This window comes from Streptomyces sp. NPDC002870 (genome assembly GCF_042888505.1).
Classification (GTDB): Bacteria; Actinomycetota; Actinomycetes; order Streptomycetales; family Streptomycetaceae; genus Streptomyces.
The window spans coordinates 61813-78384 of the sequence record NZ_JBIAPW010000012.1 but is presented as its reverse complement, the minus strand read 5'-3'; the positions used below and the strand labels follow the sequence as shown (position 1 = coordinate 78384).

Annotated in this window: 16 protein-coding genes; 8 read left to right on the top strand and 8 right to left on the bottom strand. The window is 70.8% G+C overall.

Translation table 11 applies throughout. From position 1 onward, the window contains the following. The first annotated feature begins 44 nt into the window (after positions 1-44). Together ACFYWY_RS17315 and ACFYWY_RS17310 are read left to right on the top strand one after the other, a co-directional pair. Positions 45-1190: an acyl-CoA dehydrogenase family protein gene (locus ACFYWY_RS17315; RefSeq protein WP_389186561.1), complete on the top strand. Its 1146-nt coding sequence runs from the start codon at positions 45-47 to the stop codon at positions 1188-1190. Next, complete coding sequence (locus ACFYWY_RS17310) at positions 1187-2236, top strand: Zn-dependent alcohol dehydrogenase (protein WP_389186558.1); 1050 nt, start codon at positions 1187-1189, stop codon at positions 2234-2236. Before ACFYWY_RS17315 ends, ACFYWY_RS17310 begins: the two co-directional genes overlap by 4 nt. Before the next feature lie 36 nt (positions 2237-2272). Here the strand turns inward: ACFYWY_RS17310 and ACFYWY_RS17305 are convergent, their stop codons facing one another. Next, on the bottom strand, positions 2273-3265 hold the full coding sequence (locus ACFYWY_RS17305) for a GlxA family transcriptional regulator (protein ID WP_389186940.1): 993 nt from the start codon (positions 3263-3265) through the stop codon (positions 2273-2275). Between the two features lie 122 nt (positions 3266-3387). Here ACFYWY_RS17305 and ACFYWY_RS17300 point away from each other — a divergent pair, with 122 nt between their 5' ends. Next, positions 3388-4758 (top strand): MFS transporter, encoded by a 1371-nt coding sequence (locus ACFYWY_RS17300; protein ID WP_389186555.1) that lies wholly within the window; start codon positions 3388-3390, stop codon positions 4756-4758. Here ACFYWY_RS17300 and ACFYWY_RS17295 read toward each other — a convergent pair. After that, complete coding sequence (locus ACFYWY_RS17295) at positions 4748-5362, bottom strand: flavin reductase family protein (RefSeq protein WP_389186936.1); 615 nt, start codon at positions 5360-5362, stop codon at positions 4748-4750. The two genes, ACFYWY_RS17300 and ACFYWY_RS17295, sit on opposite strands and share 11 nt — an antisense overlap. Positions 5363-5553: 191 nt before the next feature. Between ACFYWY_RS17295 and ACFYWY_RS17290 the strand changes: the two genes are divergently transcribed. Beyond that, entirely contained in the window at positions 5554-6438 is an 885-nt protein-coding gene (locus ACFYWY_RS17290) for a sigma-70 family RNA polymerase sigma factor (protein WP_389186552.1), read from the top strand. 119 nt (positions 6439-6557) lie between these two features. Here the strand turns inward: ACFYWY_RS17290 and ACFYWY_RS17285 are convergent, their stop codons facing one another. The 4 genes from ACFYWY_RS17285 to ACFYWY_RS17270 all read right to left on the bottom strand — a co-directional run bounded on the left by ACFYWY_RS17285 (position 6558) and on the right by ACFYWY_RS17270 (position 12547). After that, entirely contained in the window at positions 6558-7730 is a 1173-nt protein-coding gene (locus tag ACFYWY_RS17285; protein ID WP_389186549.1) for a DUF3103 family protein, read from the bottom strand. 201 nt (positions 7731-7931) lie between these two features. After that, complete coding sequence (locus tag ACFYWY_RS17280; RefSeq protein ID WP_389186546.1) at positions 7932-8792, bottom strand: enoyl-CoA hydratase/isomerase family protein; 861 nt, start codon at positions 8790-8792, stop codon at positions 7932-7934. A gap of 37 nt (positions 8793-8829) precedes the next feature. Beyond that, a complete protein-coding gene (locus ACFYWY_RS17275; RefSeq protein WP_389186543.1) occupies positions 8830-11049 on the bottom strand; it encodes an acetate--CoA ligase family protein in 2220 nt (739 codons plus the stop codon). A gap of 349 nt (positions 11050-11398) precedes the next feature. Further along, on the bottom strand, positions 11399-12547 hold the full coding sequence (locus ACFYWY_RS17270; protein ID WP_389186540.1) for a flavin-containing monooxygenase: 1149 nt from the start codon (positions 12545-12547) through the stop codon (positions 11399-11401). 172 nt (positions 12548-12719) lie between these two features. Between ACFYWY_RS17270 and ACFYWY_RS17265 the strand changes: the two genes are divergently transcribed. Together ACFYWY_RS17265 and ACFYWY_RS17260 are read left to right on the top strand one after the other, a co-directional pair. Next, entirely contained in the window at positions 12720-13169 is a 450-nt protein-coding gene (locus ACFYWY_RS17265; RefSeq protein ID WP_389186537.1) for a DoxX family protein, read from the top strand. Next, positions 13169-13579 (top strand): Zn-ribbon domain-containing OB-fold protein, encoded by a 411-nt coding sequence (locus tag ACFYWY_RS17260; protein WP_389186534.1) that lies wholly within the window; start codon positions 13169-13171, stop codon positions 13577-13579. Before ACFYWY_RS17265 ends, ACFYWY_RS17260 begins: the two co-directional genes overlap by 1 nt. Before the next feature lie 9 nt (positions 13580-13588). Here the strand turns inward: ACFYWY_RS17260 and ACFYWY_RS17255 are convergent, their stop codons facing one another. After that, positions 13589-14257 carry a pyridoxal 5'-phosphate synthase gene (locus ACFYWY_RS17255; RefSeq protein ID WP_389186531.1) on the bottom strand — a complete coding sequence of 223 codons (669 nt, stop codon included), beginning with the start codon at positions 14255-14257 and terminating at the stop codon, positions 13589-13591. A gap of 59 nt (positions 14258-14316) precedes the next feature. Here ACFYWY_RS17255 and ACFYWY_RS17250 point away from each other — a divergent pair, with 59 nt between their 5' ends. Then, positions 14317-14889 carry a TetR/AcrR family transcriptional regulator gene (locus ACFYWY_RS17250; RefSeq protein ID WP_389186528.1) on the top strand — a complete coding sequence of 191 codons (573 nt, stop codon included), beginning with the start codon at positions 14317-14319 and terminating at the stop codon, positions 14887-14889. Positions 14890-14938: 49 nt separating this feature from the next. Here the strand turns inward: ACFYWY_RS17250 and ACFYWY_RS17245 are convergent, their stop codons facing one another. Continuing rightward, entirely contained in the window at positions 14939-16108 is a 1170-nt protein-coding gene (locus ACFYWY_RS17245; protein WP_389186525.1) for an acetyl-CoA acetyltransferase, read from the bottom strand. A 33-nt stretch (positions 16109-16141) separates the two neighbouring features. Here ACFYWY_RS17245 and ACFYWY_RS17240 point away from each other — a divergent pair, with 33 nt between their 5' ends. Beyond that, positions 16142-16513 carry an iron chaperone gene (locus tag ACFYWY_RS17240; RefSeq protein WP_389186522.1) on the top strand — a complete coding sequence of 124 codons (372 nt, stop codon included), beginning with the start codon at positions 16142-16144 and terminating at the stop codon, positions 16511-16513. Positions 16514-16572: the final 59 nt, after the last annotated feature.

The following is a 16572-nucleotide window of genomic DNA, read 5'->3' as shown; positions in this document are numbered from 1 at the left end:
ACGGGAAAGGGCGGGGTGGGGAAACACAACTCCTAGGAGACGACGTGGACTTCGAGTTCGGCCCGGCCGACGACGCCTTCCGCCGCGACGCCCGCGACTGGCTCCGCGCCCACCGCCACGACCCCGACCGCGAAACCCGCCGCGACTGGGAGCGCCGGCTCGGCCGCGACGGCTGGATCGGGCTCGGCTGGGGGAGCGCTGGGTACGGCAATCGCCAGGGAACCCTCACCCAGCAGGTCGTCTGGGCCGAGGAGAACGCCCGCGCCGGCGCCCCCGCCCGCGTCGGGCACATCGGCGAGAATCTGCTCGCGCCGACGCTCATCGCGCACGGGACCGCGGAGCAGAAGCGGCGCTTCCTGCCCGCGATCGCCCGCGGCGACGAGCTCTGGTGCCAGGGCTACAGCGAACCGAACGCGGGGTCCGACCTCGCCGGGGTGCGGACCACGGCCGTACGCGACGGTGACGTCTACCGGATCAGGGGGCAGAAGATCTGGACCTCCCTGGCGCAGGACGCCGACTGGTGCTTCGTACTGGCACGGACCGAAGAGGGATCCCGGCGGCATCAAGGGCTGTCGTTCCTGCTCACGCCGATGGACCAGCCGGGCCGTATCGAGGTACGGCCGATCCGGCAGATGACCGGGACCAGCGAGTTCAACGAGGTCTTCTTCGACGGCGCCGAGGCCCGAGCCGAGCATGTCGTCGGCGGCGAGGGCAACGGCTGGCGCGTCGCCATGGGCCTGCTCGAATTCGAGCGCGGCGTCTCCACCCTCGTCCAACAGATCGGCTTCGCCGAGGAGTTGACGCAGGTCGTACGGCTGGCCGTCGACAGCGGCGCGCTCAGCGATCCTGCGCTGCGCGACCGGCTCGTACGGCAGTGGGCCGAGCTGCGCACCATGCGGTGGAACGCCCTGCGGACCCTGGGCAGTTCGGTCGACCCCGGCGCCCCCAGCGTCGCCAAACTGCTCTGGGGCGGCTGGCACCAGCGGCTCGGCGAGCTCGCCATGGCCGTACGGGGCGCGAGCGCGGCCGCAGGCCCGTACGACTGGAGCAGCGAGAACCCGTACGAACTCGACGCCCTGCAGCGCCTGTTCCTCTTCACCCGCGCCGACACCATCTACGGCGGCTCGGACGAAATCCAGCGCAACATCATCGCCGAGCGAGTGCTCGGCCTACCGAGGGAGCCCCGATGAGAGGCGTCGTCTTCGACGGCACGCAGCCCCAGGTGGTCGACGATCTGGAGATACGGGACCCGGGCCCCGGCGAGGTGCTGGTCGCCGTCGCCGCCGCCGGGCTGTGTCACAGCGATCTGTCGGTGATCGACGGCACGATCCCCTTCCCCGTACCGGTGGTGCTCGGGCACGAGGGCGCGGGTGTCGTCGAGGCGGTCGGCGCGGGCGTCGGCCATGTCGCGCCCGGCGACCATGTCTCGCTGTCCACCCTCGCCAACTGCGGCGCGTGCGCGGACTGCGACCGCGGCCGCCCCACGATGTGCCGCAAGGCGATCGGCCGCCCCGGCCGGCCCTTCTCCCGCGGCGGTGAACCGCTCTTCCAGTTCGCCTCCAACTCCGCCTTCGCGGAACGCACGATCGTCAAGGCCGTCCAGGCGGTGAAGATCCCCTCCGACCTGCCCCTCACCTCGGCCGCCCTGATCGGCTGCGGGGTGCTGACGGGGGTGGGAGCCGTACTGAACCGTGCGAAGGTCGACCGTGGTGACACCGTCGTCGTCATCGGCACCGGCGGCATCGGTCTGAACGTCATCCAGGGCGCCAGGATCGCGGGCGCGTCCGCGATCGTCGCCGTCGACTCGAACCCGGTGAAGGAGGCGGTGGCCCGGCAGTTCGGGGCGACGGACTTCCTCACGTCGGCGCAGGGCGTACGGGAGATTCTGCCGACCGGCGCCGACCAGGTCTTCGAGTGCGTCGGGCATGTGGGGCTGATCAGGCAGGCGATCGAGCTGCTCGACCGGCACGGCCAGGCGATCCTCCTCGGCATGCCGGCGGCGACGGCGGAGGCGAGCTTCGTGCCGGCGGGGATGTTCCTGGACAAGTCCATCCTGGGCTGCCGCTACGGCTCCTCGCGCCCGCAGCACGACATCGCGCTGTACGCCGAGCTGTACCGGCAGGGCAGGCTACTGCTGGACGAACTGGTCACAGAGACCTACCCGATAGAGGACTTCGCGAAGGCGGCGGACGACGCGCACCACGGGCGGGTGGCGCGCGGCGTGCTGACGTTCTGAGCCCCCTGCCGCGGCAGCACCTCAGCCCTCGGCCCCTCAACCCCCGGCGGCGGCGCGGAAAGCGCGCCGGTATGCGGTCGGCGGCACCCCGAGCACTGCCTGCAGGTGCTGGCGCATCGACTGCGCCGTGCCGAAGCCCGCGTCCCGTGCCACCTGGTCGACGGAGAGGTCCGTGGATTCGAGCAGATGCCGGGCGCGCTCCACGCGCTGCCGCGTCAGCCACTGGCCGGGGCTGACGCCTGCCTCCTCGCGGAAGCGGCGGGTGAACGTCCGTACCGACATGGACTCCTGGTCGGCCATGTCGCGCAGCTGGATCGGCTCGTGGAGGCGGCTCAGCGCCCAGGCCCGTGCGCTGGTGGTGGTCGCCAGCTGCGGTTCGGGGACGGGCCGGTGGATGTACTGGGCCTGGCCGCCGTCCCGGTGCGGCGGTACGACCGTACGGCGCGCGACGTCATTGGCGACCGCCGCGCCGTGGTCACGCCGCACGATGTGCAGGCACAGGTCGATTCCGGCCGCGACTCCCGCCGAGGTGAGCACGTCACCGTCGTCGATGAAGAGGACGTCCGCGTCGACCTTGACGGCCGGGAAGAGCCGCTGGAAGTGCTCGGCGGAGGACCAGTGGGTGGTGGCGGGCCGGCCGTCGAGGAACCCGGCTGCGGCGAGGACGTAACCGCCGGTGCAGATCGAGACCATCCGGGTGCCGGGCCGGATGTGCGCGAGGGCGGCAGCCAGCTCTTCGGTGAGCCGGCCCTCCTCGAACACCGGCCCCAGTTCGTACGAGGCGGGTACGACGACGGTGTCGGCGGTGGCCAGCGCTTCGGGGCCGTGCTCGACGTGAATGTCGAAGTCGGCGTCCGTGCGGACGGGGCCGGGCCGCACCGAGCAGGTGACGATGTCGTACAGAGGGTGGCCGTCCGCGTCTTTGGCACGGCCGAAGATCCGGTGCGGAATGCCCAGCTCGAAGGGGAGCAGCCCGGTCAGGGCCAGCACGACGACCCGATGCCTCTTGACGCTCTTTACGTCGTCCATGACCACCTCGTCGATTACCTGGTGCACGACCTCGTCCATGACGTCGTCCATGACGTCGCCCATGGCCCGATCCTATCGAACGCTGTCCTCCGGGCCACTCGTTGCGGTTGATCGCTCCCCGGATGCTGGGTGACGTGACCCAGACAACCGAGCCGCAGCACGACAGATCGCCCATTCATCGCCCTCGGCGTATCCGTATCCACCGTGCGTGGTTCGTGGCCGTCGTCACCTTTGTGACGATCATCGGCGCCGCGGCCTTCGCCTCGCTGCCCGGTCTGCTGATCGAGCCGCTGCACGAGGAGTTCGACTGGTCGCGCGGCACGATCGGTTTCGCGGTCTCGGTCAATCTCGCGCTGTACGGGCTCACCGCGCCGTTCGCCGCGGCGCTGATGGACCGCTTCGGCATCCGCCGGGTGGTCGCCGTAGCCCTCACGGTCATCGCGGTCGGCTCCGGGCTCACCGTCTTCATGACGACGTCCTGGCAGCTCGTCCTCTACTGGGGCATCCTCGTGGGCCTCGGCAGCGGCTCGATGGCGCTGGCGTTCGCCGCGACGGTCACCAATCGCTGGTTCGTGCAGCGGCGCGGACTGGTCACCGGCATCCTCACCGCGGCCGGCGCCTCCGGCCAGCTCGTCTTTCTCCCTCTCCTCTCCTGGCTGGTCGAGAACCACGGCTGGCGTCCGGCCTCGATCACGGTCGCGCTCTCGGCGCTGGCCGTAGTCCCCTTCGTCTGGCTGCTGCTGCGGGACCACCCGGCGGACGTGGGGATCGCCGCGTACGGCGCGGAGGGCTTCACCCCCAAGCCGGACCCGGTACCGGGCGCGGCCCGCCGCGCGGTCAGGGTGCTGTTCAAGGCGGCCCGCACCGGGCCGTTCTGGCTGCTGGCGGGCACCTTCGCGATCTGCGGCGCCTCGACGAACGGCCTGGTCAAAACCCACTTCGTGCCCGCCGCCCACGACCACGGCATGCCGATCACGGCGGCGGCGTCGCTGCTGGCGGTGATAGGCGTCTTCGATGTCGTCGGCACGATCGCTTCGGGCTGGTTCACCGACCGCTTCGAGGCGCGGCGGCTGCTGGCGGTGTACTACGCGCTGCGCGGGATCTCCCTGCTCTTCCTCCCGATGCTGCTTGCCCCGTCAGTCCACCCGCCGATGCTCTTCTTCATCGTCTTCTACGGCCTGGACTGGGTGGCCACCGTGCCGCCGACGATCGCCCTGTGCCGTGAGCACTACGGCGAGGACAGCGCGATCGTGTTCGGCTGGGTGCTGGCATCGCACCAGGTGGGCGCGGCGATCATCGCCTTCGGGGGCGGCGTGGCGCGGGACGTCTTCGGCTCGTACGACGTGGTCTGGTACGCCTCGGGCGCGCTGTGCGCGGTAGCGGCGCTGATGGCCCTGGTGATCCGGCGCAGACCGCTGGCCGCGCTGTCGCCGGTGTCGTCGGTAAAGTCGGTCTCCTCGCAGAAGGGGGCGGAAGACGCGGTCAGTGGCTGAGGCGCCCGAACCTTCCGCGGTGGAAGAGCAGCGGCGCGCCATCGTCCTCCGCGCCGAGCGCCGCCACGCGACCGACGACGATCAGGTGGTCGCCCCCGGTGTGTACCGCCTGGATCGTGCAGTCGATCCAAGCCGGTACGGCGTCAAGGAGCGGCGACCCGGTCGCGGGGGACGCGGTGTGGACGACCCCGGCGAACTTGTCCGCGCCGCTGACGGCGAACCCCCGGCACAGTTCGCCCTGGTGCGCGCCCAGGACGTTGACGCAGAAGGCCCCGGCGCGGGCGATGCGCGGCCAGGTGGTGGACGTACGGGCGACCATGAAGGCGATCAGCGGCGGATCGAGCGACAGGGACACGAGGGACTGGCAGGCGAACCCGGCCGGGCCGTCATCGTCGTGCGCCGTGACGACGGTGACGCCGGTCGCGAAGTGCCCCAGCACGCGCCGGAATTCGGCCGGTGCGACGGGCAGTCGCTCGTCATCACCGACGGCCCGCAGGTCGGGGCGCGGCAGCGCGTCGAACGGCTCGTCGGCCGGGTGGGCCGCCGGGTCGGTGGCCGTGGGAGCCCCCACGGACCTGAGGTATCGGACGGCGGTGGCCGCCATCCCTGCGTGTCCCATCACATGGCCATTGAACCTGACGATGCGTCAGATTGGAAGGGGTGCACCCGCCCAGCCCATACCCCGTGCAGCTCGCGCGATCCGTGCTCATCGGTGCTTGCATTGCATCCCCCTGTCACATCGGATGGGTTTGGTCGGTCATCGCTGTGACACGACGCGACGGAGGTAAGTGACCGATGGACGAGCACGAGCGGCTGGCTGAGCGGTTCGAGGCGCACCGGAGCCATCTTCGGGCCGTGGCCTACCGCATGCTCGGCTCGGCGAGCGAGGCGGACGACGCCCTTCAGGAAGCGTGGCTGCGCATCAGCCGATCCGACACCGGCGGGGTCGAGAACATGGGCGCCTGGCTGACGACCGTGGTCGGCCGGGTGTCGCTGAACATGCTGCGTTCGCGCACCTCACGGCGTGAGGACCCGCTGGACGCGCAGGCGCCCGAGCCCGTCGTGAGCCGTGCGGAACGGGCCGAGGGGATCGACCCCGAGCAGGAGGCAGTGCTGGCCGACTCGGTCGGGCTCGCGCTGCTCGTCGTACTCGACACGCTGGCTCCTGCGGAGCGGCTCGCCTTCGTACTGCATGACATGTTCGCCGTGCCCTTCGACGAGATCGCCCCCATCGTGGAGCGCTCTCCCGTCGCGGCACGGCAGCTCGCCAGCCGCGCACGCCGCCGGGTGCAGGGGGCGGCTCCGGTTCCAGAGGTCGACCTCGGTCGCAAGCGCGCGGTCGTCGACGCCTTCCTCGCCGCCTCGCGCGGCGGTGAGTTCGACGCGCTGCTCGCCGTGCTCGATCCGGACGTCGTGCTCCGGGCCGACCGCGCTGCCGTTTCCGCGGGGGCGGCCGAGCAGGTCCGTGGCGCGCAGGCGGTGGCCGACTCCTTCTCGGGGCGGGCCCGGATGGCTCAGCCGGCTCTGGTGGACGGGGCGGCGGGCGCCCTGTGGGCTCCGGGCGGGAAGCCGCGGATCGTCTTCGACTTCACGATCAGGGACGGGAAGATCGTCGGGATCGACATTCTCGCCGACCCCGAACTCATCGGCGAGCTCGACCTGGCGGTTGCCGACGACTAGAGCTCAGGCAGAGGGGCAACGGCCTCTGTGGCCAGGCAATTCAGCCTGGCCGCAGAGGCCGTCACCGCGAGCGCCTCGCGCTCAGAACAAAGGCTGCGAGCGGAGGTTCGGACGAGGTCTCACAACCCCTGGACGTAGTACGGCTCGACCGTCATCCAGCCGTTCGCGCGGGCGCCGTCGCGGCGGCCGGCGTCGTTCTTGGCCAGGGTGTACCAGGAGTCGACGTAGTCCGGGTCGTCGGTCCACCAGTCGTCGGGAATGGCGTCCAGGACCGCGTTCACCAACGGTATGTAGGCGCCCTGGTCGGCGATGGTGAGCAGGATGCCGGCGATGGCCTTGGCGAGGTCGCGGTAGTTGGTGCTGCCGTCCTCCTCCATCATCACGACGTCGGCGAGGTTGTACTTGTAGTTGGACCAGTTCACCAGGATCTGGTTGGGGCGGTAGACCACTCCGTCTTTGTCCAGGTAGGGCATCTCTACCGGGTCGACGCGGACCTTGCCGTCCAGGCCGAAGCCGGTCACGAGCGAGTAGACCTCGGCGTCGCCCTTGATCCAGGGCTCCTCGTCGTCCGAGAGCGCCACGCCGGTTATACGCGTGGTCCAGAAGCCCGCACTGGCGGTGCTCGCCTGCGGCATCGTCAGGCCCTGCTTGCCGAACTCCTCGCGCATGACCTCCATGCCCGCCGCAAGGGCCTTGGACTCGTCGATGTCGAGCACATAGACGGGCCGGTCGGGCGTCTTGCGCGCGTCCAGCCTGTGGGCGGTGCCCTGGCTGTCGTATGCGGTGATCGTCTTGGCATTGTCGTCGGCCGTGGCGGCGGCGACCAGCGGGGCGGCTCCCGCCTTGAGATCCTTGCGCATCGAGTCTGCGCCCAGCCGCAGCCGCAGCAGGGAACCGGTGTCCGCGCCAAGGCCCTTGGCGGCGGCGATCTGCCGGTCGGCCGTGACCAGCGAGGACGTGAGGCGCTTGCCGGCCTGCGCGGTGGCTGCCCGGCCGGTCAGCGCGCGCAGGTCCAACTGCTGGTCGGCCACGGCCGCATCCCGTACCTGCGAGCGCCAGCCCGCGTCGGCGAGCGAAGCGGCGACCGCCCGGGCGGTCCGGTCCCCGATGCGGCTGACCGCGGCCGAGGTTGCTGCGCGGGACGACGGGGCCGAGGCTGTCGCCCGGTCCCCCGTCGCGGTGTCGGCCGGGGCGGCCGCCGCGGGAAACGCGGCAAGCTGGACGGCGGCCAGGCAGGTGACGGAAATGATGGCACCGGCAAGGAGTCTGGGCCGTGCACGTCTACTGCTCAAGAGGTCCTCCTGAAGCGAGTGGGGGCATTCTGGGTCGCATTCGGATGGAGCGTGAGAGCTGTGGCACTGAGCGGTCTACACGAGTAGACCTACCCGCGGGTACAGCATGGCGGTGCCATGTCAGAAATGCAACGGGTCTGGTCCCAACTCGGGCCTGCCCGGGGCGCGTTGGGAGTGAATTCGGGAGGAACTCGCGGTTGGCTAGAGCCCGCGGTACTGAGGCGTGCGGCGTTCCACGAAGCTCGCCACGCCCTCGTTGGCGTCCCGCGTCGTCATATTGATCTCCTGCGCGGCAGCCTCCGCGGCGAACGCCGCGGCCCGGTCTGCGTCGAACGAGGCGTTCACCAGTTGTTTGGTGAGCGCGATCGCCCTCGTCGGCCCGGACGCGAGGCGTTGCGCCCACTCGCGCGCGGTCTTCTCCAGCTCCTCCGCCGCCACGACGCGGTTGACCAGCCCGATCCGCTCGGCCTCCGCCGCGGGCAGCGAGTCGCCGAAGAACATGAGCTCCTTGGCCCTTTGCGGCCCGATCAGCCGGGGGAGCAGGTACGCACCGCCGCCGTCCGGGACGAGCCCGCGCCGTACGAACACCTCGATGAACTTGGCCCCTTCCGCGGCCAGTACGAGATCACAGGCGAACGCGAGATGCGCGCCGATGCCCGCGGCGGTTCCGTTGACGGCGGCGATCACGGGCTTCTCGCAGTCCAGTACGGCCCCGATGAGGCGCTGCGCGCCGAGCCGTATCGTCCGCGCGACGTCTCCGGGGATCCGCTCCCGACCGGCCGGCGGTGTCCCGCGCAGGTCCGCGCCCGCGCAGAAGCCCTTGCCGGTCGCGGTGATGACGACGGCCCGGATCCCTGGGTCGGCGGAGGCGGCGGCGAGCAGCGCGATGATCCTCTCCCGCTGGTCCCAGGTGACGGCGTTCATGGCTTCGGGGCGGTTGAGCGTGATGGACGAGACGCCGTTGTCAGTGGCGTGCAGTATCAATGACTCAACGTGATCGACGGCATCGACGCCATCGACGCGATCAACGTGACCAACGGGCTCTTCGGGGGAGGAAGTCATGGGGGTACGGCTCCGAATCGTCAGGTGGGCGGGTGACTTACCGGCACACCGCCAGCGCGTCCAGCGCCACCGCGCCCTGCCCGCGTGGCAGCACCATCAGCGGGTTGATGTCCAGCTCCGACAGCTCGTCGCCCAGCTCCAGCGCCATCCGCTCGACCCGCAGCACCACCTCCACCAGCGCGTCCACATCCACCGGCGGGCCGCCCCTGACACCGTCCAGCAGGGCACGGCCGCGCAGTTCGCTGAGCATCGCGCGCGCCTGGTCCTCGCCGAAGGGCGGTACGCGCACGGCCGCGTCGTGCAGCACCTCCACCAGCACCCCGCCGAGGCCGACCGTCACCGTCGGGCCGAACAGCGCGTCCTGGGTGACGCCGACGACCATCTCGACCCCCCGCTCGACCATCTGGCAGACCAGGATCCCGTCGAGGTCGACGCCCTCGTAGCGGGCGATGTCGGTCAGTTCCCGATAGGCGTCGCGGACCTGGCTGGCCGAGGTCAGCCCGACCTTGACCAGGCCCAGTTCGGTCTTGTGGGCGAGCTGCGTCCCCGACGCCTTCATGACGACCGGGTAGCCGACCAGCCCCGCGGCCCGCACCGCCGCCGCCGCGCTGGTCACCAGCTGCTCGCGCGGCACGCGGATGCCGTACGCCCGAAGGAGCTGCTTCGCCGCGTGCTCGCTCAGCTGCTTTCCCGGGCGCATCAGTGCCTGCGCCTTGCGGAAAGAGGGGGACGGGGTGCGCGGCGCCTCGTCGAAGGGGGAGAGGTAGCCGGCCCTGAAGCGGTGGTGGTCCAGGTAGGCGCGGACGGCGGTGATGCAGTTGGCGAAGGTACGGAAGGTGGCGACCCGCGAGGACCCGAGCAGCGTCTCGCGGTACGCCGCCTCAGTGCCCACCGGCGACCCCCACACCACGCACACCGGCTTCTCCGTGGCCTCCGCCGCGTCCACCAGGTCCTGCGCCAGCTTGTCGCTCATCGGCGGGAAGGGGCCGGTGATCGGACAGATCAGCACCCCGACCTCCGGGTCGGCCAGGATCGCATCGATGATCTTGCGCCCGCGCCAGTCGCCCACGGGATGCCCGCCGTTGTCGACGGGGTTCGCGACGCTCAGATACGGCGGTATCCACTCGTGCAGCTCGGCCTGCTTGGCCTCGGAGAGCCGCGGCAGCCGCAGCCCCGCCGCGGTCGCCAGGTCCGAGAAGTGCGCGCCCGTGCCGCCCGAGATCGAATAGACCACGACGCCGTCGGCCACGGGCCTGCGGGCCCGCGCCAACAGCGCTGACGTGTCCTGGAGTTCGTCGAGCCCGTCCACCCGGATCACGCCGAACTGCCGCATCGCCGCGTCCACCACCTGGTCCGCGCCGGTCAGTTTGCCGGTGTGCGAGGCGGCCATCCGCGCACCGGTCTCGGTCCGCCCGACCTTGACCGCGACCACCGGCACACCGCGCCGTGCGGCCCGGTCGGCGGCGAGCAGGAAGGAGCGTCCGTCCTTGAGCCCCTCGACGTAGCAGGCGATGGCCCCGACCTCGGGCCGCTCCGCGAAGTACGAGATGAAGTCGGCGGTCTCCAGGTCGGCCTCGTTGCCTGTGGGCGCCCAGTGGGAGAGCCGTATGCCGAGCTCCTGCATGGTGAAGACGGGCCGCCCCTGGTGTCCGGACTGGGTGATCAGCGCGATCGCCGGCCCCTCCAGGTCGTCCCTGATCTTCTCGAAGGCGTTGAGATTGGTGTTCGGCCCCAGCATCCGCAGCCCGGAGCGCTCCACCGCCGCCGCCAACTGCCGCTGAGCCGCCGCGCCCTGCTCGCCGGTCTCGGCGTACCCGGAGGCGAAGGCCACGGCGAACTTCACCTTGGCCGCCGCGAGTTCCTCGACCAGCGGCAGCGGGTCGGCGACCAGCAGCACGGCGAGGTCGATCTGCTCGGGCAGCTCACCGACGGACGGCGCACAGCGCAGTCCGAAGACGCTCTCCCGGGTCTGATGCACGGGATACAGCCGCGCCCCGACGCGCTCGGCCCAGTCGACGAGCTGCCGGGTGATCCCGGTATTGGGCCGGCCCTCGCCGTCGGACGCCCCGACGACGGCGACGGAGGCGGGCCGGAAGAACCGGTCCAGATCGGGCACGGGCGCGTACAGCGGCCGGCCGCTGACGTCCAGATCGCCGTCCGTGGCGGTGCCGTGCACAGCGGTGTGCGGTGATTCGCCGCAGGCCACAACGCGGGCGCGGAGGTCGGTGGTGAGGGTGCCGTGAGTCGATCCAAGCATCGCCGAGCCCCGCTCCTGCTCGTCGGACAGTTAACTGACGCATAGTCAGATTACAGAACTGACGGCCTGTCAGGAACAGTCCTGCGGGCAAAGGTCGGCGGCGGCCGCCGATGTGCGTGTTCTGCGGAACGCCACGCCCGGTTCTCGCGGGTGCGCAGATCGCCCCGCGAAACGGCCGCCCCGCATACGGCCGCCCCGCATACGGCCGCCCCGCATACGGCTGCCGCTGCCCCGCGAACGGCCGCTCCCCACTCGTACCCGTGCGCGCGAGCCCGCACCCGCCCGCATCGAGCGGGAGCGGGAGCGGGAGCGGGATCACGCTCTCCTGGTGGGGCGGCCTGGCGCCCCGCTAGCGCGCCAGCGCCTTCGCGATCTTTCGTGCGTCGATCGCCATCTCGCGTAGCATCCCGCTGATCGGGTTGGTGAACCCGGTGAAGAAGAGCCCCGGCGCCGTCCCCGGCGAACGCCCGCCGTGCGCCACCGGCCGTCCCCGCTCGTCCAGTACGCCGAGGTGGCCGACGAGGTTCTCCAGTGCCCGCCGGTAGCCCGTCGCCGCGATCACCGTGTCGGGGGAGATGCGGGTGCCGTCCGCAAGGACCGCCTTGCTGTCCTCGAAGGAGTCCAGCGCCGCGACCGGTTCGACCTTTCCGGACCGCACCGCGGCGATCAGGCCGACGTCCTGGACCGGGATCGCGCCTTCGCGCACCCGGGAGTACAAGCCCGTGTCCGGGCGGGGCAGGCCCTGTTCGGTGAGGTCGGGGACGGAGATCTTGCACATGATCTCGCCCGCCCGGTCCACGAGGCGGACCGGGAGGCGGCGGACCAGGATGCCGGTGCGCTGGGCCGGCCAGCCCGCCGTCGAGCGGCGGACGATGTGCGGAGCCGTCCGCACGGCGAGGCGGACCCGGGCGGCGCCGCCCTCCATCAGGTCGACGGCTATCTCGGCGCCGGTGTTGCCGACGCCGACGACCAGTACGTCCTTGCCCGCGTACGGGGCGGCGTTGCGGTACTCGCCCGCGTGGAGCAGTTCGCCGGTGTACGAATCGCGGCCCGGCCAGTCCGGCAGTCGCGGGGTGTGGTTGTAGCCGGTGGCCACCACGACCGCCCGCCCGGTCAGCAGCCGCCCGCCCGTGGCGTGCAGCAGCCAGTCGGAGCCCGACGGCTCGATCCGGGAGACCTCGACCCCTGTCACGATCTCCAGCTCGTGGAGCTCCGCGTACTTCTCCAGGTAGCGGATCACGTCGTCGCGCGAGACCCAGCGTCCGAAGGACCGCGGTATCGCGAGGCCGGGCAGGCCGGACAGCCGCCGTGTGGTGTGCAGATGCAGCCGGTCGTAGTGGCGCCGCCAGGACGCGCCCACGGATTCGGACTTCTCCAGCACCACGGCCCGTACGCCCTGCTCCCGCAGTGCGGCGGCAGCCGCGAGACCGCCCGGGCCGCCGCCGATGACGTAGACGGGCCGGTCGTTCGTGAGGTCGATGTCCATTTCGTCGGGCATGAATCGTGAGCGTAATCGCACGATTACTTAATGGGTCTCAGTCAAGGCGGGAATCGGTTGCGAATTGATCACGCGCGTACACCACTTGTTCACAAGCCGCCGCATCCCTTGCGCGCGGGTCGCCCCATCCGCTGAACTGACGTACCGTCAGAAATGTGGAAAGGGGGCCCGGATGGAGACCGTCTGGCTCACCGGTGCCGAATGGCTCGCCGTCCTTCGTATCGGTCTCGGCCTGTGGTGGCTGGAGAGCTGGCGCCACAAGGACAAGAAGGGCTGGTTCGAGCGCGGCACCGGCATCGCCTGGGCCGCCGACGTCGCGGGCAAGCACAAGTGGCCCTTGGTGAAGACCGGCTTCGAGACGGTGGTCCAGCCCCGCCCCAAGGTGATGGCGTACATCGTCGTCTACGCCGAACTCGCCCTCGGCCTCGGTCTGGTCGTCGGCTTCCTGACCCCGATCGCTCTCGTCGGCGGCCTGCTCCTCAACCTGCTCTACCTCGTCCTGATGATCCACGACTGGGCGGAACAGGGGCAGAACGCCATGATGGCGCTCATATCTTTCGTCGCGCTCTTTGCCATGTCCTGGCAGACCTGGTCTCTCGACAGCGCGATCGGACTTTTCTGATGACGACGGAGCCGCGGTTCGATCTGCCCGAAATCGACGACTTCACCCGCCCCTTCTGGGACGCCGCCACCGACGGACGGCTGCTGATCCGCCGTTGCCGCGCGTGCACGAGAACTCACCACTATCCGCGCGAGTTCTGCCCGTACTGCTGGAGCGAGGACGTCGACTGGGAGCGGGCGAGCGGCCGCGCGACGCTGTACACCTGGTCCGTCGTGCACCGCAATGACCTGCCGCCCTTCGGCGCCCGCGTCCCGTACACCGCCGCGGTCGTCGATCTCGTCGAGGGGCCGCGCATGATGACCGAGATCGTTCGGCGCCCGGAGGGCGGGCTGAGCATCGACATGGCGCTGGAGGTCACCTTCCGCCAGGAGGACGGCGAGCAAGCAGTCCCCGTCTTCCGGCCGGCCTGATCGGCGTGATCACGGCCAGAGCAGCTCCGTCGCCCACCCGCCGTCCTCGCGGCGGTAGCGCAGCCGTACGTGCCGCCGCTGCTCGTCGCCCTGGAAGAACTCCACCTCGTGCGGATCGAGCACATAGCGCGTCCAGGTCGGCACGGGTGCGTCGGGCTCGGCCTGCGCCCGCTCCCACGCCGCTTGCGAGGCCTCTGCCAACTCGCTCTGGGAGCCGAGCACTTCACTCTGGCGGCCGGTGAGCGCCGCGGCCAGCGCGCCCGTCGAGCGGGCGTGCAGATCGGCCTGGCTCTCGGTGGAGCCGCCCGCGCTCACCGTGCCCCGGATCCGGATCTGACGGCCCTGCGCCGCCCAGTAGAAGCCCAGCGCGGCATCGGGGTGCGCGGCCAGCTGGCGGCCCTTCGCGCTGGTGGCGTGCGAGGCGAAGTGCCAGCCCCGCTCGTCCGCGTCGTGCAGCATCAGCGTCCGTACGTCGGGACGCCCCTGCTCGTCCACGGTGGCCAGGGTCATGGTGTGCGGCTCTGTCTGACCGGCAGCCACGGCCTCCGCGAACCACCGGTGGAACAGCGGCAGCGGCGCGCGCGGCGCCGCGTCAGGGTCGAAGCCGGGGAGCGCGGTGTCCCAGACCCGCTGTGCGTGCAGGAGCCTGCGGAACGTTTCCTGCTGATCGTTGTCCATGCGGTCATTACTACACTCGCAGTGGTGTCAGGGGTCAGGGGGCAGTGAGAGGAACACGCATGAGGCAGAACCTCGCCCGGCGCGCCGCGCTGGTCGACGCGGCCATCGAGGTGCTCGCCCGTGAGGGTGCGCGCGGCCTGACGTTCCGGGCCGTCGACGCCGAGGCGGAGGTGCCCCAGGGCACCGCGTCCAACTATTTCGCCAACCGCGACGACCTGCTCACCCAGGCCGGCGGCCGGATCTACGAGCGGATGCGCCCGGACGAGGCGACCATGGAGGCCATGCTCGAAGGGCCGGCGACCCGCGCGCGGACCGCCGAGCTGGTGCGCGATGTGGTGGAGCGCGTCACCGCGTTCCGCACCGGCTATCTGGCGCTGCTGGAGCTGCGTCTGGAGGCCACCCGTCGGCCCGCCCTGCGCGCCGTGCTCACCGAGCGCGTCAGCGAGGACGTCGAGAACAATGTCACCAGCCACCTCGCCGCCGGTCTGCCCGGCGACGCCGATGCGGTCAAGATGATCTACCTCGCCGCCAATTGGCTGGTCGTGGAACGCCTCACGCTTCCGGACGTCTTCCCCCAGGAGGAGGCAGGCGACCTCATCGCGGCGCTGGTGGAGCGGCTGCTCCCGGAGTAGTCCCGGGCTTCGCCGCGACGGGCTCCTTCCGTTTCCTCGGACCCGTTTCTCAGTCCCGGCCCAGCACCACCGTTCCGGACGAGCAGAACCAGCCGCCCGTACCGGATGCCACGGCCAGCCGCGGTGGCCCGCCGTCCGTCTTGCGCACCTGGTGTCCTTCGGCCTCGCCGCGCAGCTGCCGTACCGCCTCGACCAGCAGAAACAGTCCGCGCATCCCGGGATGGCAGGCGGAAAGGCCGCCGCCGTCGGTGTTCACCGGCAGCTCGCCGTCGAGCCTCAGCCGCCCCTTCTCGACGAAGGGCCCGCCCTCGCCCTTGGCGCAGAAGCCCAGGTCCTCCAGCGTCACCAGCGTCATATAGGTGAATGCATCATAGATCTCGGCGATGTCGATGTCGGCGGGGGTGACGCCCGCGCGCGCGAAGGCGAGCCGGCCGCTCACCGCCGCCGGGGAGACCGTGAAGTCCTCCCACTGGGACATGGTGGTGTGGGAGAGGTACTCGCCGGTGCCCAGAATCCACACAGGCTCCTTCGCGCAGTCGGGTACGTACTCCTCCGCGGCGATCAGCACCGCGCAGCCGCCGTCGCTGCGGATACAGCAGTGCAGCTTGGTGAACGGGTCCGCGATCACCGGCCCGGCCAGCACCTCGTCGACGGTGATCGGGTCGCGGAACATCGCGTCCGGGTTGCCGGCGGCGTTCGCCCGCGCCTGGACCGCCACCGAGGCGAGCTGCTCCAGCGTCGTGCCGTACTCGTGCATATGGCGGCGGGCGGCCATCGCGTACTTGGCGATGAGGGTGTGGCCGTACGGGACCTCGAACTGGAGCGGTCCGCGACCGCCGAAGGAGAGGTTGGAGGTGCGCCGTCGCGCCTTGATGTCGGCGCGGGCGGTCGATCCGTAGACGAGCAGTACGGCACCGGCGTGACCGGCGGCGATCGCGTCTGCCGCATGCGCCGCCATGACCTCCCAGGTGGCGCCGCCCACGGCAGTCGAGTCCACCCAGCGTGGCTTCAGGCCCAGATACTCGGCGACCTCGGCCGGGGCGAGCGTGCCGAGGCCCGCCGAGCCGAATCCGTCGATGACGGACCGGTCGAGGCCGCTGTCGGCGAGTGCGCGGCGAGCGGCCTGGGCATGGAGGGCGTAGGGCGTGGGGCCGTCGACGCGGCCGCAGTCCGAGAGGGATATGCCGACGATGGCGACTCTGCGCTGTGGGGTAGGCATGAATCTGACGGTACATCAGATAACGTGGAGCGTATGGCTGGAAGCAATGCCGAAGATGTCGACACCTATCTCGCGGAGGTAGGGGAGCCGGACCGGCTCACGGCGCTGGTCCGGATCCGGGAGCTGTGCCGTACGGAGCTCGCGGAGTACGAGGAGGTCATGGCGTGGGGCATGCCCTGCTATCGCCGCAAGGATGGTGAGCCGGAGATCGCCTTCGCCAACCAGAAGCAGTACGTCTCCTTCTATCTGATGCGGCCGGACGTCCGGGACGGGTTCGAGGACCGGCTGGCCGATCAGGACATGGGCAAGGGGTGCCTGCGGTTCCGGCGTACGGAGAGGATCGACTACGACCTGGTACGCGACCTGCTGCGGGCAACCGCGGCTGCGCCGGGTGAGGTCTGCTGAGCGCCCCTTGGCTCCTTGGTGCCTTCGTGCCTTGGTCCTCGGCTTCTTGACGCCTGCGC